The organism is Desulfosediminicola sp. (genome assembly GCF_048381775.1).
Classification (GTDB): Bacteria; Desulfobacterota; Desulfobulbia; order Desulfobulbales; family Desulfocapsaceae; genus Desulfopila; species Desulfopila ganghwensis.
This window is the reverse complement of the sequence record NZ_JBLXGE010000010.1, coordinates 208772-225462: the sequence shown is the minus strand read 5'-3', so window position 1 is coordinate 225462 and position 16691 is coordinate 208772. Positions and strand designations below refer to the sequence as shown.

Here is a 16691-nt window from a genome sequence, read left to right as displayed (position 1 = left end):
AGTTGAAGGTTTACCCAAAAAACTTCGGCCCTGAAGCTACCTTACGGTATGAAAAATCGGGGCGAATAATCAGGAGGCATCGGTATTATGACTATTTTTTCCAAAGAAACCATAGAGGGCCTGATAGCTTTTCATGGCCATTCCTGCCCAGGTTTGGCAATCGGCATTCGGGCAGCGGAATATGCCAAAAGAGAACTGCCCAAGGCGGACTCTGCTTCGCTCATCTGTGTTACTGAAACGGATATGTGCGGTGTCGACGCCATCCAGTTTTTATGTGGCTGCACTTTTGGCAAGGGCAACCTGATCCATCGGGATTATGGAAAAATGGCCTTTACATTTTATGATCGTGAGCAGGGTACGGGCTTTCGCATCGTTTTAACTGGTGGTGTGGCCAGCAGCAAGGATAGCCGAAAGAGCGGGAAAGGAAATGTCAGTGAGCTGATGGCAAAAGATAAAGAGGGTACCATTACTGCCGAGGAAAAAGAGCTTTTAAGCGAGATGCGAGAGATGTCACGGAAGCAGCTGATGGAAGCACCGCTGGATGACCTTTTTACTAAAACAGAGTTGAATGTTCCTCCGCCGAGCCCTGCCAGGGTGCTTGCAGGACTGGTTTGTGAATCCTGCGGGGAAAAGACCATGGAGTCTCGTACCCGACGTTTTGGTGGGCAAACATTGTGTATTCCGTGTTTTGATAAAGTTGAGCAAAAAGTGTGAGGGAAGAATTGCCGGAAGTTGAAATGTTTATGATGGGTGCCGGCTCAAACGCCGCCCTTGAGACAAGATTTCCCATGAGCATTGTGCTGTACAATGCTCATGGGAAATTCGGGTTAGTTGCTGTTGCCGTACTTGCCGGGGAGCGGGCAACTGTTCATTACATCTTTAAGTACCTTGATATCACTGACCTTGCCGTAGACTGTAACCACATCACCAGCTTCCAGGCGGGTTGAACCGCGGGGAATGATAATTTTGCCACCGCGCTTGATGGATACGAGGTTGACCGTATCCGGTATCTGCATCTCTTTCACCATGGCTTTATTGCAGTTGTCGCTATCTGTGAGTACGAACTCGGCAAAGCTGTTATCAGGTGATTTTCTCAGCTCGACCTGATCGTCGATTATCTGGCCTCTTTGCTTACGCATAACACCGACATCATAGGCGCGAAGAATGTCACTGCGGCTGATGAGACCTGCAAGACGCCCGGAGGTGCCGCGGCGAACCACCGGCAGGCGTGCCAGATCCCGTGGTGACATCTTCTGGATGGCGACCCAGATTGGCTCATCGGGAAAAACCGTAATCGGGTCTTCCACGGCTACATCGGCTACCTTCATCTTTGTGGAGGAGAAATCATCTTTCATCTGGGCCCGGTCGATATCCTGAAGGGTGACGATACCCCAGACCTTGCCGCCATCCTTCATTACCGGAAAGCCATGCAGGTTGGTCTCCTGAAACAGAGCCATAAGATCAGACAATGATTGATCTTTGTGGATGGTCACGGGTGTAGTCTTCATGACTTCACTGACCCGCACACCCTGCATGATATCCATATCCCGGCCTTCTGCAAAACGAACACCACGTTTTGCGAGCTTGAGGGTGTATATCGATTCAGGATGCAGCCACTGGGCAAAGAAGGTGGCTGTGACACCTGCAACCATCAGGGGCAGGATCATGAAGTAATCGTTACTCATCTCAAAGACAATGAGCATGGCTGTAAGCGGGGCCCGGGCAGTAGCGGAAAAAAGGGCTGCCATGCCGACCAGGGCAAAAGCGGCGGGGCTGCTGACGATATCCGGGAAATAGTTGTTGAAAAGATGTCCCATGGCTCCACCCAGCATCGCACCAATGAAAAGGGATGGAGCGAAGACACCGCCGGAGTTGCCGGAGCCGAGTGTAAATGAAGTGGCAAGGGGTTTAAGGAAGATGAGCAGTACCAGTACCCAGAGTGTCGCTTTCCCCTGGATAGCGACTTCAATGAAGGGAAAGCCGGAGCCGTACATATGCGGGATAACTGCACCGGAGCCGCCATGTGCTCCACCGGTCATGGGCTCGGCGACACCAGGCAGGTGCATATAGGCAAAACCGAGAATACCGAGAAAGACAGCTCCAACTGCGGGCTTGAGCAGTTGGGGGAAATCCCAGCCATCAAAGACATTCTCACTGAAGTTGAGCATCCTGATGAACATGATGCCGATGACGGCGGCGGAGAGTCCCAGCAGCAGATAGAACACCAACTCAAGTGGTGAGTTCATGGTGTAGATCGGTACCTCGAAGGCGACCCTGTTGCCGAAGAAAAACTGGCTGACGATGGAGGCTGAAACTGCGGCGATTACCACGTTGCCGAAATGGCGTACCTGTAATCCGCACATCAGTACCTCGATGGCGAACGCGACTCCGGCAATGGGCGCATTGAAGGTTGCCGCGATACCGGCAGCAGCACCGCAGGCCACAAGATTTTTGATCCGCTCGTCAGAGAGTCTGAGAATCTGGCCAAGGCTGGAGCCCAGCGCAGAACCGACCTGAACAATAGGCCCTTCTCGGCCGGCTGACCCGCCTGTACCAATGCAGAGTGCGGATGCTGCGATCTTGGCCGCTGCCACTCGAGGCCGTATCCGGCCGCCTCGCAGGATGAGCGCCTGCATAACCTCAGGTACGCCATGGCCCTTCGCTTCCTGTGCGAACATTATCAGCGGGCCGACTAACAGGCCGCCAATAATCGGCACCACCAGGTAGACCCACTTCCCGAGAATGGGGATTGCCGAGGAAAGCCCACTGTAGGAAATATACTGGATAAAATGGATGAGTTTAATGAAAAGAACCGCGGCCAAACCGGTACATGCACCGACCAGCACGGAGAGGATAAGCAGCAACAGCCCTTCAGGCGGAGCTAACCTATCGAGATAGGAACTGAGAGGATTACGTTTCGGTGTCATGCAAAGGCCGTACGGCGGTAAAGACTGTCCTGGAGAGTGCGGAAAGCCGGGCTGACACTGCCTGAAGCCGAGTCGATTACCGGTTCGCCGCTATCGGGTCCTGTTGCAACAGCAACAGCGACACCATTACGATGCAATGCCAGGTACAATGCGTCGTCGCGGTATCGCCAGTACATTCTACACAAACAAAAAAACCAGTATCATCTTTCAATGACGTGACATTTTTCTACTTCGTTCACCGCTGAGATTCAAGAATTATTTTGGGTTAGGCCCGGTTATTTCATTATTTACTGTATCACCCAATATGCGGGTATCGAGAAAAATCTCTTAGAATTTAGTAGCAATACGAGCCTCCTGGCGCATGGCCATGTCAAGGATGACCAGCGCCGACATGGATTCGACGATAGCCACTGCCCGTGGAACCACGCATGGGTCGTGACGGCCCTTGGCCTCCAGGGTGGCTGGTTCGCCCTGAAAATTAACGGTGTCCTGGGGGAGGGAAATAGTTGCCGGTGGCTTGAAGGCGATCCTGAAAAAGATCGGCTCTCCGTTGGATATGCCGCCCTGGATACCGCCGGAGTTGTTGGTGGCTGTACCGAGTATATTGCCCTTTTTGATGAACGGGTCATTATGTACCGAGCCGCGCAGTCTGCTGCCGCTGAAACCTGAGCCAATCTCAAAGCCTTTAGTCGCGGGTATGGCCAGCATCGCCTGAGCCAGTTTGGCTTCCAGTTTCTCGTAGGTCGGCTCACCGAGGCCGGCGGGAACGTTACGGATAACGCAGGAGACGGTTCCCCCTATGGAATCACCCGCATCTTTGAGTTCTACGATGAGTTTTTCCATTTCTATGGCAGCATTTTTGTCCGGACAGCGAACCCGTGTTTCATCGACCCACTCACGGCTGATTGTCAGGTGGTCCGGTTCGCGGGAATTGATGTTACCGACACTCCCAACCCAGGCAACAATTTCAATGCCATATTTCAGACGCAGTATTTTATCGGCAACGGCTCCTGCTGCCACGGTACCGATAGTCTCTCTGGCGCTGGAGCGCCCGCCGCCGGAAGAGGCACGAATACCATATTTCATCTGGTAGGTATAATCGGCATGGGATGGACGGGGGATGGCAGCCATCTCTCCATAATCACCTGGCCTCTGGTCGCGATTTGCCACTTGCAGCGCAATAGGAGTACCCAGGGTCTTGCCGTTTTCTGTACCGGAGAGGATTGTCACCCGATCCTGTTCCTGCCTGTCCGTGGAAAGAGAGGACTGGCCGGGACGTCTTCTGTCAAGTTGGGGCTGGATGTCAGCTTCTACCAGGTCCAAGTCCGGAGGGCAACCGTCTATGACCACACCCACGGCTTTACAGTGGGATTCGCCAAAGGTACTGACACGATAAATTGTTCCAAAATTACTCGACATAATATTTGATTAGCCTCTTTTGGTGATGGAGAGTGAAAATTGAATTTGGTAACTGTATGAAATTACTTGCCTGTATTGGATAACAATGACCATACAACACTGATTTGTAAAGACTCCTGCAGGACTTCCCCCGGCCAAGGCTGTGTCGCCATTTGCTGAACAGCTTAAATTTTGGTACATATCAGGCCGATAGCTCCTCTTCAGGAGGTTGGGCATTACTCCCCGATAGCGTTATTTATTATCTGACAGTTCACTGTTCAATGCACAAAGATGGTGATAGGTAACATGGGAGTTTTATGATTTGCGTCAGGTTGTTGATAGGGACGCGTTAATTTTTTTCGTCGGCAGGTGAAGGCTTGGAGTTCCGGCTTATTTCCGTTGCCTCCGGATGTGATAACAGTTTTTTATGAACATGAAAGTAGACCGTTGGTTGTTTTTTCCTCTGTATACGATCTTCTCAGTACTCTTTTGTCTGGTTGTATATCATTGTCTGGTGCCGGAATTACGTGAAGGCGGCAGATTCGATGGGAGTGGGCGCACTGTCTTTACCATCGACGGTGCCGAGGGGTTTGCCCTTCTGCTCGATGAGTATGAAAGTAGCTTGCTGGAAGTCCGGGAGAGTGCGGATGTAAAATCCCTTTATCCGGAAAATTTACCCCATGACCTTCATGCATTACCGATACCCGAGAAAACGTCGATCTTCATCTCTCTGGTGCTGCCCAGCGTTTTGCGTGTAAATGCGGAGATCGCCGAAACGCGGAACGAGGTGGTCCGGCTTATTACGAAAAAAGAGAACTTTCAGCGTCTAACAGCTAAAGAGGAGTGGTGGCTGAACAGAGTTGCCCGGTCTTATGGCTGCAGACCGGATGATACAACTCAGCTCATGATGCGTGTGGATGAGGTCCCGCCAGCTTTGGCCCTGGCCCAGGCAATTACCGAATCGGGATGGGGGACTTCGCGCTTTGCCCGTGAAGGAAATGCCCTTTATGGACTTCATATGCCGAGCAAAAGTGATGGTAACTATATAGTCTCCCGGAAGGGTAATGTGAAAGTGGCGGCATTTGACTCCGTCTATGAGGCGACCAGGAGTTATATGCATAGCCTTAACAGGGTATATGCCTACAGTGAATTTCGCGCCCAGAGGGCGGCAATGAGGGAAAAAGGACAGACTGTCACGGGTCATGATCTCGCTGTGAATCTCTATTCATACTCGGAGTTGGGCGACAGGTATATCAGGGATTTGCAGTTCCTGATTAAGCAGTATCAGCTTGAAGAGCTGAATAAGACGGTATTGTTACCAGAAAAACGTGAAAACAGGGTCCGCTTTTCCCGGTAGCGGATTATTTTGCCAGAGACTGCAGGAAAAGTTCAATCAGATGTCTTGAAATGCTGATTCTGGAGGGCAGTTGTGGCAGGTTGTCTGGCGTAAACCAGGCGGCGTCTTCAAGTTCATCACCGTCCGGCTGCAGTTCACCGCTGGCGTATCTGGCACTGAAACCTACCATCAGGGAGTGGGGAAAGGGCCAGGACTGGCTGTTAATGTACCGGATGTCGGTTACTTCAATTCTGGTCTCTTCATACACTTCTCTTTTGACAGCTTCCTCCAGGGTTTCACCCGGCTCCACATAACCGGCCAGTACACTATACATGCCATTGGGAAAGTGGGGAGAGCGACCAAGCAGGATTTCATCGCCCCGAACCACCGACATGATCACCGCCGGCGACAAACGCGGGTAGTTGAAATAGCCACAGCCAGGGCACCTGCACAGCAGGTCGTGCTTATCCTCCACCATCTCCGATCCGCATCTGCCGCAGAATCGGTGATCCCGGCGCCAGCGCAGTACCTGGCTGGCTCTGCCGGCGATGGTCCAGTGGTCACTGCCAATGTGGCCGTGGGCAGCTCTCATCGTTACTCCGTTCAAGGGTGACGAAACAACAGCTGACGGATCAAGCTCGATGACCATGCAGGGGACACCATCATAGACACCAATACACCGGCTATACTTGATTTGCTCGGCATCGACAGGTGGCTCCAGAGCGAAGGGTACAACAAAACCCTGAGAGTTCCCCTCCAGGTAGAGAGTGTCCTTTTGCAAGATAAACCAGAACATTGGCCCGGCAGCAGCAGTCGTTTGCCTGCAATGCGGTTGAAAGGGTTTTTGAAGGGAGAACAGATCAGACACGTGTTTCGTCAGGCCTTGAGGATGATGTGCGATGATTATACCCTGCACCGGTTCAGCTAGTGAATGGTGCCGGGCGATGTTGCTATTCGTAGCTGTAAAGTGTTGGCTTTGGCCAATTGGTAGTGAAACCGAGATCCTGGAGAATTGCTATAGCGCGATCCATATTTACGTGGATGTTGCCAAGACCGTGCGAGTCATCACCCGGCACGACTGATATCCCCATGTCGCGGGCTTTTTGCAGAATTGAGCCGGTTATATATGGTTCTTCAGCTCCCTTGAGCAACGATCTGAGGTTTAAATCCATTATCAGGTCGTGTTTTTTAATCACTTCCAGGTTTCGCTCAACGCGTTCGTTTATTTCCGGTTTAAGCAGACGTGACTTGTAGTCGGCATCAAAAATTCGAATCAGGTCGAAGTGACCCACCACCGCTGGTTGCAATCGCTCGAGCATCTCGTGCTGAATATCGAAATAACGGCAATACATTTTGTCGTAACCGCCTACGGCGTCGGCAGTCTCGTCGTACTGTTCTTTGGAGTAGTCAAAACCTAGATCATCAACGAAATGCACTGAACCGACCAGATAATCAGGTTGATATTTTTCTATCAAACTTGGGATGAACGTATCGTAACCGCTGTAGGTTTCGATTTCCATGGCTGCGAAAATCTGCAACTGTCCAGCATACTTTTCCTGAAGCCTTTTGCATTCACCCATGTAACGGCCGAATCGCTCCAGCAGAAATTCCGGGGTGAGACCAGCGGCTTTCTGGTCTGGATAGAGCAGCTCTTCGGTGCGGCCGGGGACGTGCTCGGTAATGCCAACCCAGGCGAAGCCGTGCTTGATATACGAGGTGATTATTTCTTCCAGGGTGTCTGTCGCGTGGTGACAAAATTGCCCACTGTGACCGCCATGGACCGATACATACTGCGCTGTACTCATGTCTGATAAACCTTTGGGTGGATAAGCATTGCACACTTTTTTCAAAAACACTGCAAAATACCTTAAACATCTTTTCTCGGCAGGCAGAAAAAAGAGTTGTGCCAATGAAGGGAAAGAATTGGTTTGTTTTTTACCAAAACCGCAAGAAATCCACAAGTAAGCTTTTGGATCGCCTGGGTACGTGCAAAATATCAGGGAGATGTGGTTTGTTAAAAACTGTAGTTATTTGAGCTTTTATAGCGATAGCGTCATAAAATCCCGGGCTACATGGACATTTTCCGGCAATGCGTCGGGGTTTTTCCTGAGCCAGAGATCCAGAGTGTGATCGATGTGGGCCAGGTAGGTCTGGTAGGGGCCGACATTTTCATGTATGGCTAAAGCAGCGTTGATATCGTTATGGCTTTTATGAGCCTGCTCCAATGGCGGGAAGGTACAGTCTAAGATGATAATTTCAGGCTGGAAGCTCTGCAGGAATTGAAGTGTCTCTGTAGGTAAACCGCTTGTGTCCGCTAGCCAGGCGAGGCGGGCGTCGGCTGTGGAAAGGCAAAAGCCGAGGGATGGCCTGGAGTGATTGAGCGCAACAGTGGTAACTTCAAGATCAGCTATCCTGACAGTCTCGAATGGTTGCAAAGTCCGGGAAAAATCAAAGATGCCGTTATGTTTGTGCAGGTCGGCACATCCGTCGGGATCATCGGGGCCAAGTACCGCTATCTGCTTATCTCTCACCCCCCAGCGCATCGGGAAGAGCCCCATCACGTGGTCGATGTGATAATGACTCAGCAGGATTGCGTCGATTTTGTCGGCCGGGCAGATCTCGCCAAGATAAGGGATGCCGGCGTCGATGAGTATGGTCTGCCCTCCGGTGTTGATGCGGGCGCAGAGCGAGCCCCGTTTCAGTTCCGGGTTGTTGCGGCTGTCGCTGCAGACTTGGCAGTCACACCCATATACGGGTATTCCTGCACAGTTTCCGGTCCCTAGAAAGGCAAGTTGCATGGTGCTGTCTCCTGGTAGCTTTTTCCGGCTGGCATTACTGCGGGTTTAATAAGGAGGCACGCCTTGTGCAATCCTCAAAGTTGTCCCCACCATGAGTCCTGGAATTCGGTAAAAGTCATCCCTGTATTTTCATAGAGGGCCTGCTCGAATTTTTTTCCCCCGGCCATGGAGTGCAGGATAGCCCGCAGAGTGACAATTGTATAACGGTCGATCAGGTAATCAGTCGCTGAGAGAGCCAGCCCATAGGCGAGTGCCGCCTGTTTTGAGCCTTTGATCGTTTCGTTGAGTTCCGCCAGCTCCGGAGCAGTTTTTGACCAGTCTCCGGTCTGTTTTTGCACCCTGATCGCACCAAGTATAACCTGTAATCTCTTTTGACTCGAGAGTGAAAGATATTGAGCAAGCCCCTCATTGAGCCACCAGGGGCAGCGGTAGGCCATGGCGTCGTAAAGCAGGGCGTGGGTATACTCATGGGTGATGATTTCTGCTGTTTGTTCAGGCTCATCGCTCTGGAGCGGCAAGCTGATTCTGCCCTCGTAGACTCCACCAGACCAGGCGGGGACCCCATTTTCAGTTTGGAATGTTTCTGAATTGACCAGATAAACTGTGATTTGCCGCTTGGGATAAAAATCCAATTCAAGGCCGACATGGTACCAGGCGTCTTCGAGCATTCTCCAGATACTGTTGATTTGTTCGCGTGCTATGTCATCTCCGGCGTTTAAACGAAATACCTGGCTTATCTGGGTTACGCCATTATTTTCAGACTGCTCTTTTGCCTTGAGCTGGGTCAGCCGTAGGGTAAGGTCCCTGCGGTCGGGCTGCAAGGCGATAGCAATTTCGAGATAATCTATAGCATCTTCCAGTGAACCGCTGAGGTAGTGTATCTGGGCCAGGGTCTCGGCATAATGTGGGTTAATGCTATCCAGAGCATAGGCGCGGGAAAATGTCGTTACTGCTTCTTCGTACAGCGACTGCTCGAGATAAATTCTACCCAACTCTGCATAAAGGGTCGGGTCTTCATCATTGTAAGAGACAGCCTGTTCAAACAGTTCCTGGGCTTCAAGCAGATTGGTGTTTTCAAAAGCATTGCGTCCGAGCTGGCGGAAGGCGTGGGCGATATAATACTGTATACCTGAGCGATCTCCCCGGTCTTCATATTCCGAGATGAGGAGATTGATTGCACATTGCCAGTCAGCTCTCTTGAGGCAGTCGGCACCTTCATGACTCATGGAGACTGTCGGCAGTTTGGCGGCAGCCCTGGGCAATGCCGGGGAGGAGAGAGTAAACAGCAGGATGGTACAGATAGCCGTGAGACGGTGTGTTGAAAAGGGTGCAGTGGACCACCCGAGCTGTGTCAATCGGGTCGGCAGCGAAAAGAGAAATTTCAGTAACTCATGGCGGGTATTGTTGTGCATGTACTTGTCCCTGACTAAGTAATCATGTCACATACGTAGAACAGCTTTGAGAGGATGTAAATGGAAAAATACCTTTTCAGGGTGCTTGTAGAAAGGGGAAATGAGGGAAAATAGCGCAGTTACCCGCAATAAAAAAACGGGAACCTGGAAAGATCCTGGTTCCCGTTTTTGGTGAAAAAAGAGACTATCGCCCCGGAGGGCGGTTCATCATCTATAGTAAAGATGCGGACTGCCCATGGTTTGCAGTGCCTTGTGCAGATTACGACGGAACTCGCGACGATCCCAGATACCCTGAATGTGGCCGCGGCGCAGCGCGTTTCTGGCCGAGTGGTAATCGGGCGGAATATCGATTCCGGTGGTTTCCCTGATAACCCGCGGGCCGGCAAACCCTACCCGGCTTGAGCGAATTGCGAATTGGTAGGGGGAGCAGCCGAGAAACGATGCAACCGGGCCGGCGTAACTGTTGTTGTCGTAAACAACGATGTACAGGCCACCCGAATCGATGTATTCACGCACTGCCACGGTACACTTCGGCATCTGCACGACACCAAGGGTTCCCTCCTGAATACGGATTCCGCCGGTGGTGTGTACATAGGCAAGCAGTGGTCGTTTCTTACGCTTGGCGATGGCACAGGCCTGCACGAATTTCTCGCCTTCAGCGCTACCCACGGTACCGTTTCTGAAATCGGAGTAGAGCATGGTGGTGACGATTTTGATATCGTTCACCTTGGCGTGAAAGGTGAGGTTTCCTGCCTTGTAGCCGGTCTTCTTCTTACTGGCGTTCAACCTGTCGGCGAAGCCGGTGTAGTCAAGCGGGTTGCCGGAAGCAAGGCCTGAGTTGAAGAAGCGGATGGTACCTGCATCGAAGATGTTTTTCAGGTACCACTGGTACTCCAGTGGAAAGTGGTGTCCGCAGGTCTCGCAGACACCGCCAAACTCGCCATAAAGATCAGGAATCCAGAGATCCTTGCAACCGTGTTTGTCTGCATTGGGACAACTCACGGTGCGGTCCTCGTTGGCAAGCGGACTGGTGTAGGTATCCGTCAGTTCCAGCGGGTCGCTCAGGGGACGTTCAGCGTCACCGTTGCCGTTGGTTGGAGTATAGGTCAAAAGCCTGGTTGGCTTTTTGCCGGATTTTTTGGAGATGAGGTTTATCATCGTGGAAACCGGTTCGGTCAATCGTTTGAGCATTACCGAACCTTCGCCGGATACGTCCTGAATCACATTACCAACCTGTTTCTTGTGATTTTTCAGGATGTCGTAACGGATTTTATAGTAGGCTTTTTCCGAAGCAACCCGGGCGAGGGTATATAGGCTGAGGGATGAATCGGGCGAACCTGTATAACCATTTCTGGCCATAGTAAGATACTTTTTTGAGCGCAGCGCAAGAAGACGTTTGGTCTCTTCGCGGTTGAGCTCCCAGTTGACCAGTACCTGGTCTTCAGCATCCTTACCGGTTTTTTTTCGCCTGACTTCCCAGGATCGAAACGCCTTAAAGCTTTTGGTCTCCAGCACGACATGATCGGTAGCTCTGATCATCTCGCTGCGAAGGGTGGCAAAAAAGGCGAAGTCGTCGCGACGTGCGCCAAGCTGCGGTTCCTGAATAACCCTGTCTATAGTGCCTTGTTTTATATTGTCGAAAGCGGTGAGGCGCAAACGATCTGCACACACCTCAATCAGTTCTTTAGGTACTTTGGAGCCTTCGCGAATACGTCCTTCAATGGCCGCGGCACCCTCTGGAGAGATAACCGAGTAATAGCCGTGACTTGCCATCAGTCGATAATCAGAGAGGCCGATTGCTTCTGCACCGCCGGAACCACCTTCCGAGATCATGGAGATCACAGGAATGCGGAGCTTGGACATAGCGTAGATATTGCGCGCGATCTGCTGGGCGGCGCCGGGGTATTCCTCTACCGGGTAGGATCCCGGGGTGAAAATGTAGCTATGGATCGGAATACCTTCAGTTTCCGCAACCTTCATGAAACGCATAGCTTTCTCGTTCCCTTCAGGTTTACAGGAGCCACCGTTGCGGAACTCCTCGCCGTGACCGCTCTCCTGGCCGATAACCATGACCGTGGAGGTGTGGGTCTTATTCTTGATCCGGCGAACGAGGGTTGCCTTGGCGCAAATCATCGCCGGGTCGACGTTGGCGTCTTCTTCACCACCGAGTTCGGTGTAGTCCTCGTAGACATTTTCGAGGATGTCTTTAAGGCTGAAACGCTGGATTGAGCGGACGATGCGCACTCGTTCCATAGGGGTGAGATGTTCCTCGGCCCTTTCCTCAAGAAAACTGATCGACTCGTTGAGCTTGCGAATCTCTCCCAGGAGTTCTTCCTCGGTGTGGTCGTAGAGTGTCTGCTTCAGTTGATCGCAGGTCTCCTTGAACCCCTCCAGGTTCCCCCAGTTATTGTAATCTTTAATCTGGAGCAGGTAATTGACCCGCTCTTCGATTTTCAGAAGTTTTTTTAGTAATTCGTTCATATATGTGTTCCGTCTGTTCTCATCTCTAGAAGGCCAGCAGACGATCCAGGTTGTTTTTCAGGTATTCCAGATTGGTAATGATCGGACTTCCGCTGGAATCTTCACCCCTGATAACCGTCTCGTCGATGAACTGTGCGGCGCGCGCCTTAGCCTCATCCATATCTTTGCCCCAGACCAGCGCCAGCGCCAGGTTCGGATCAAAATCACTTGGAATTGGGTATGCCCTGTCGGTGGGAACGTGGCTGTATACCACTGACCATTCATGAGCCGGGAAACTGAACTCGTTAATGGTTCCGATCCATGGGGCAAAGCCGCGACGGGTGTCCTCGGCAACGATACGAAGCTCGATTGAAGCACCTTTAAACTCGATGGCGTTCTGCTTGTAGCCGGTTTTCTCACCAAGGGCCAGTCGGATCTGTTCCCGGATAAGATTAGGCTGCTCGCCATTAAGATAGGAAATGCGCGCTGAAATATCGTTTTCTACCTGGATGCGGGTGTTCACCTCCAGCAGGTAGGGCTGACCGGATCTGGTGACAATCCATTCCCAGGTGCCGACGTTGTCATATTTGACGTGGTTGGCCAGTTTAAGAGAATACTCGACGATTTTATCGAGAACTTTCTTTTCGTCAAAATCGTAATCAAAACAGGACTGGCAAAAACCAGGCGCTGCCTCGACGCGTTTCTGACGACCGGTGGACTGGATTGTACAGTTACGGGAGCTGAAGTGGATCCGTTCACCATGACGGGAACAGACAAGTTGCACCTCTAAGTGGTTAAAATCCCTGATACATTGTTCAATCAGTACACCGCCGTCGCCGAACTGACGCTTGGCGTAGTTCTGCAGCTGGCGGTAAACACGACGAAACGTCTCAATTTCTGTAACTTCCTCGATGCCCATGCCGCCACCGCCTGCTGCGGCTTTGACCAGGATCGAAGGAGACTGGATGCCCTGGGCGAGCTGGTCTTCGAGCAGACGCTGGGCTATCTCTTCGGCCTCCATCTCATTATAAATGGGGGCGTCTGTGCCGGGAATGGTGGGGATGCCAAGGCCGTTGGCAACCTTTTTAGTGTTGATCTTGTCACCCAGGTCCTTGATTACATTCCAGTTGGGGCCAATAAAGGTCAGCGCCCGATCACGCTTGGTTGCCCGGCGGGCAAAGCGGTAATCTTCTGAAAAAAATCCATAACCTGGATGGATGGCTGTTGCTCCGCAATAATCTGCCACCGCCAGTATGTCGTTGGGGTCAGTATAACTGGTTATACGCCAGGCATTCTGATCCGGGCCACTGGTGATGTTACGCTGCACATGCTCGGAGTCTTTATCGGCCTCGGTATACACTACTGCATAATCGAGTCCGAGGTCTATGCAGGCGTTCATGATGCGGATGGCGATCTCGCCACGGTTTGCAATGAGTACCTTTCCTTCCAAACTGTATCCTCTGTTTTCCGAATTTATGTTGTGATTGATTGGCGTTAGCCAATGCCGAAGGCGCAGTTCTCCCTACCCTTTTTCTCTCTAAGCGCCTTGGAAATGGAAAATTACAGCAATATAGTAACCTAACTGCGATTAGAAAAGCAAAAATGTTCAATTCTTTGGCGCCACTCATCGAACGAGGCACGTTTAGCGCAGATTTCTCTTTTCTACTTGACAAGAGTTTTGAATCCCCATACAGACTATGAGTGGGAGTCTGTGTATAATAATTACAGCTACCGTTGATTTTTTTACCTTCGTAGCAATCTTCTGTGTATACAGCGCAGTAGGCACTCGTTACCCAGAATTTTGATCGGGGCCTTTTAAGGTTGTTAGACTAGAGGTTGTTTTGGCTTTAAAAGGGAATTTCTTTTACTCAAAATAATGAACACGGAAAACGAATCTGACCAGGAGGAGCCTGAAGAACGAAAAGGCTTTCTCAGACAATTGCTGTCCAAAGTACCTTTCGGGCGGCCGGAAACCACCCAGGATTTAGAAAACGAAATTCTCGAACTGCTGGAAGAGGGCGAGGAACACGGGCTTATATCCAGTCTTGAGGAGAAGATGATTAACTCCATCTTCGACTTTCGAGACACTCTTGCAGCTGAGATTATGACCCCGGCTGCCGAGGTCGTGAGTATTGAGGCATCAATGCCCATGGCCGATATCATCAATTTGGTCATAGAAAATGGTTTTACCCGAATACCCGTGTATCAGGACAATCCGGATCGGGTTGTCGGCGTGCTGCATGCCAAGGATCTGCTGAGGGTTTGCGCACACCTCTCCAATAAGCCGGTGGTGCTGGATGATGTGCTCCGTCCCATCTACTTCGTGACCGAGAACAAACCGATTGTCGACCTTCTCAAAGAATTCCAGATGCGCAAAAATCATATGGCCATGGTCACCGATGAGTTCGGAACTGTACGTGGCCTGATTACGCTGGAAGATATTCTGGAGGAGATTGTTGGCGAGATCGACGACGAATATGACGAAGAACAGGATGTCATCGAGCGCCTCGAAGATGGTGCAATTGTCGTTCATGCGCGCCTCGATATTGAAAAGATCGAGGAATTTTTCGATGCTGAACTGCCTGAAGGGCCGTTTGAGTCAGTTGGTGGCCTGGTTATTCATCTTCTCGGCAGGCTCGGGAAGACCGGCGACGTAATGACTGTCGGCGGCTTGAAGCTCGAGGTGAAAAGCGCCTCCTCCCGTCACATCAAGATGGTCAGAATTGAACGTATACCCGACGGGGATAAAGACGAATGACAGCTCCCAGGCGGGTCTGGCCGCTATTTTCATCACTGCTTACGCCGGTGTTGCTCTGGTGTGCGTATCCCGGAGGTGGGGAAATCTGGCAGTTGCTCTTCGTTGCCCTGATTCCTTTTCTTCACGCTTTGCCGCTGATGAGTGGCAGGCGTGCTCTCGTTTGTGGCTTTCTGGTAGGGGTGCTGCATTATCTGCTGGTGCTTTACTGGATTACCACGGTGGTTGGCCGTTACGGTGGGCTGCCGCTCCCGATTACCATTATGGCCTTGGTACTGCTCGCTTCGTTTATGGCCAGTTATACGGCAATATTTGCCGTGCTGGCCAGGGCCATGCTCGTTAGAGCCTCCCTGCTCGCCTCCCTGCTTGTTATTCCCGCAATATGGATCGGTCTGGATTGGCTCAAGAGCTGGCTGTTCAGTGGCTTTCCCTGGATGGATATAGGGTATGCCCTGGCAGGGGAGCCCTTGTTGATTCAGTCGGCAGATGTGTTTGGCCATAGCGGTCTTTCCTATCTGCTGGTGCTGATCAATGTGTTGCTGGTGCTGGTTATATATAATTTACGGTACCTGCGGGCTGTACTGCCGCTGGTGGTGTTGGTCGGCGTGCTGGCAGGTGGAGCCGGTTTTTATTCCGTAGAGCGTTGGGACGAGGTTTCTGCCCGGCTAACTGATCCGAATACCCCGAAAACAGTCATGGGGATTGTACAGGGCAATATCGATCAAAGTGAAAAGTGGTCGAAGGACAACCAGCAGCGAACAACAGATATTTATATAGAAAACTCTCTTCGGCTGAGAACGGATGAGGGGGCTGCAAAACGTCCCGAGCTGGTGGTCTGGCCGGAGACTGCGCTTCCCTATTATCCTCAGACCTACCAGGATATAGGAACGCTCATAGGTTTCGTAGAGTCCCGGCAGATGGCTGTATTGACCGGTGCCCCCTGGTTCGAACTGAGAGATCGGGCAACCCGTGATATTCGCTACTTTAACAGCGCCCAGCTGGTTCAACCTGGCATAGGGTTTTCCGATTATTATCATAAAAGCCATCTGGTGCCGTTTGGCGAATATGTGCCGATGAAACGTTTTCTGCCGTTTCTGGAACCGCTGGTGGAATCGGTCGGTGATTTCAGCGCAGGCCAGGTGGAAGAGCCAATGGTCTGGAACGAGTCCCGTATCGGGGTGCTGATCTGCTTTGAGTCCATCTTCGCCGATATCGGCAGGGCTTGGGTAAAAAGTGGAGCCAACGTTCTGGTAAATTTGACCAATGACGCCTGGTATGGTAAATCCAGTGCCCCACACCATAGTATGGCGATGACAGTTTTTCGCGCAGTGGAAACCCGTCGTAGCGTTGTTCGGGCGGCAAATACCGGTATATCAGGCTTCATTGATCCACGGGGCCAGGTTGATGAACCATCAGCTATATTCACCCTTTGGGCCCACGCCGAAGAGGTGGCGCTGCTGGAAGGCGAGACAGTTTTTGTTCGCTGGGGGTATTTTTTCGCACCCGTATGTCTGATCCTGGGCGTCCTGATCGGAGGTCTCTATGCAGGATTGCCTTCGGGGAGAATTCGCCAGGGCAGAGATTATGTGATACGCGGTTAACGAA

General features: G+C 51.5%; 13 protein-coding genes. 4 read left to right on the top strand and 9 right to left on the bottom strand.

The window, feature by feature from the left end; all coding sequences use genetic code 11:
* Window positions 1-87 precede the first annotated feature (87 nt).
* A complete protein-coding gene (locus ACN5NT_RS16940) occupies window positions 88-714 on the top strand; it encodes an FmdE family protein (RefSeq protein ID WP_136798158.1) in 627 nt (208 codons plus the stop codon).
* A gap of 113 nt (window positions 715-827) precedes the next feature.
* Here the strand turns inward: ACN5NT_RS16940 and ACN5NT_RS16935 are convergent, their stop codons facing one another.
* The 3 genes from ACN5NT_RS16935 to aroC all read right to left on the bottom strand — a co-directional run bounded on the left by ACN5NT_RS16935 (window position 828) and on the right by aroC (window position 4346).
* Window positions 828-2927, bottom strand: coding sequence for a chloride channel protein (locus ACN5NT_RS16935; RefSeq protein WP_136798159.1), 2100 nt, complete (start codon window positions 2925-2927; stop codon window positions 828-830).
* Complete coding sequence (locus ACN5NT_RS16930; protein ID WP_136798160.1) at window positions 2924-3103, bottom strand: hypothetical protein; 180 nt, start codon at window positions 3101-3103, stop codon at window positions 2924-2926. Before ACN5NT_RS16930 ends, ACN5NT_RS16935 begins: the two co-directional genes overlap by 4 nt.
* Window positions 3104-3254: 151 nt before the next feature.
* Complete coding sequence (gene aroC, locus ACN5NT_RS16925) at window positions 3255-4346, bottom strand: chorismate synthase (RefSeq protein ID WP_419176207.1); 1092 nt, start codon at window positions 4344-4346, stop codon at window positions 3255-3257.
* Between the two features lie 406 nt (window positions 4347-4752).
* Here aroC and ACN5NT_RS16920 point away from each other — a divergent pair, with 406 nt between their 5' ends.
* Window positions 4753-5682: a glucosaminidase domain-containing protein gene (locus ACN5NT_RS16920; protein WP_419176206.1), complete on the top strand. Its 930-nt coding sequence runs from the start codon at window positions 4753-4755 to the stop codon at window positions 5680-5682.
* Window positions 5683-5686: 4 nt separating this feature from the next.
* Here the strand turns inward: ACN5NT_RS16920 and nudC are convergent, their stop codons facing one another.
* From nudC to ACN5NT_RS16890, 6 genes are all read right to left on the bottom strand, one after another.
* The gene (gene nudC / locus ACN5NT_RS16915; protein WP_419176205.1) at window positions 5687-6529 is read right to left on the bottom strand and encodes an NAD(+) diphosphatase; all 843 of its coding nucleotides are present in this window, start codon (window positions 6527-6529) and stop codon (window positions 5687-5689) included.
* A gap of 82 nt (window positions 6530-6611) precedes the next feature.
* Window positions 6612-7466, bottom strand: a complete 855-nt coding sequence (locus tag ACN5NT_RS16910) for a histidinol-phosphatase (RefSeq protein WP_419176204.1) — start codon at window positions 7464-7466, stop codon at window positions 6612-6614.
* Between the two features lie 234 nt (window positions 7467-7700).
* Window positions 7701-8459, bottom strand: a complete 759-nt coding sequence (gene phnP, locus ACN5NT_RS16905) for a phosphonate metabolism protein PhnP (RefSeq protein WP_419176203.1) — start codon at window positions 8457-8459, stop codon at window positions 7701-7703.
* A 74-nt stretch (window positions 8460-8533) separates the two neighbouring features.
* Window positions 8534-9871: a tetratricopeptide repeat protein gene (locus ACN5NT_RS16900; protein WP_419176202.1), complete on the bottom strand. Its 1338-nt coding sequence runs from the start codon at window positions 9869-9871 to the stop codon at window positions 8534-8536.
* Between the two features lie 207 nt (window positions 9872-10078).
* Window positions 10079-12352: a carboxyl transferase domain-containing protein gene (locus ACN5NT_RS16895; RefSeq protein WP_419176201.1), complete on the bottom strand. Its 2274-nt coding sequence runs from the start codon at window positions 12350-12352 to the stop codon at window positions 10079-10081.
* A 25-nt stretch (window positions 12353-12377) separates the two neighbouring features.
* Window positions 12378-13781, bottom strand: coding sequence for a biotin carboxylase N-terminal domain-containing protein (locus ACN5NT_RS16890; RefSeq protein WP_136798168.1), 1404 nt, complete (start codon window positions 13779-13781; stop codon window positions 12378-12380).
* 426 nt (window positions 13782-14207) lie between these two features.
* On the opposite strand from ACN5NT_RS16890, the gene ACN5NT_RS16885 reads away from it, so the two are divergent.
* Together ACN5NT_RS16885 and lnt are read left to right on the top strand one after the other, a co-directional pair.
* Complete coding sequence (locus ACN5NT_RS16885) at window positions 14208-15089, top strand: hemolysin family protein (RefSeq protein ID WP_136798169.1); 882 nt, start codon at window positions 14208-14210, stop codon at window positions 15087-15089.
* The gene (lnt, locus tag ACN5NT_RS16880; RefSeq protein WP_419176200.1) at window positions 15086-16687 is read left to right on the top strand and encodes an apolipoprotein N-acyltransferase; all 1602 of its coding nucleotides are present in this window, start codon (window positions 15086-15088) and stop codon (window positions 16685-16687) included. The genes ACN5NT_RS16885 and lnt overlap by 4 nt, the downstream gene beginning before the upstream one ends.
* The last annotated feature ends 4 nt before the right edge of the window (window positions 16688-16691 follow it).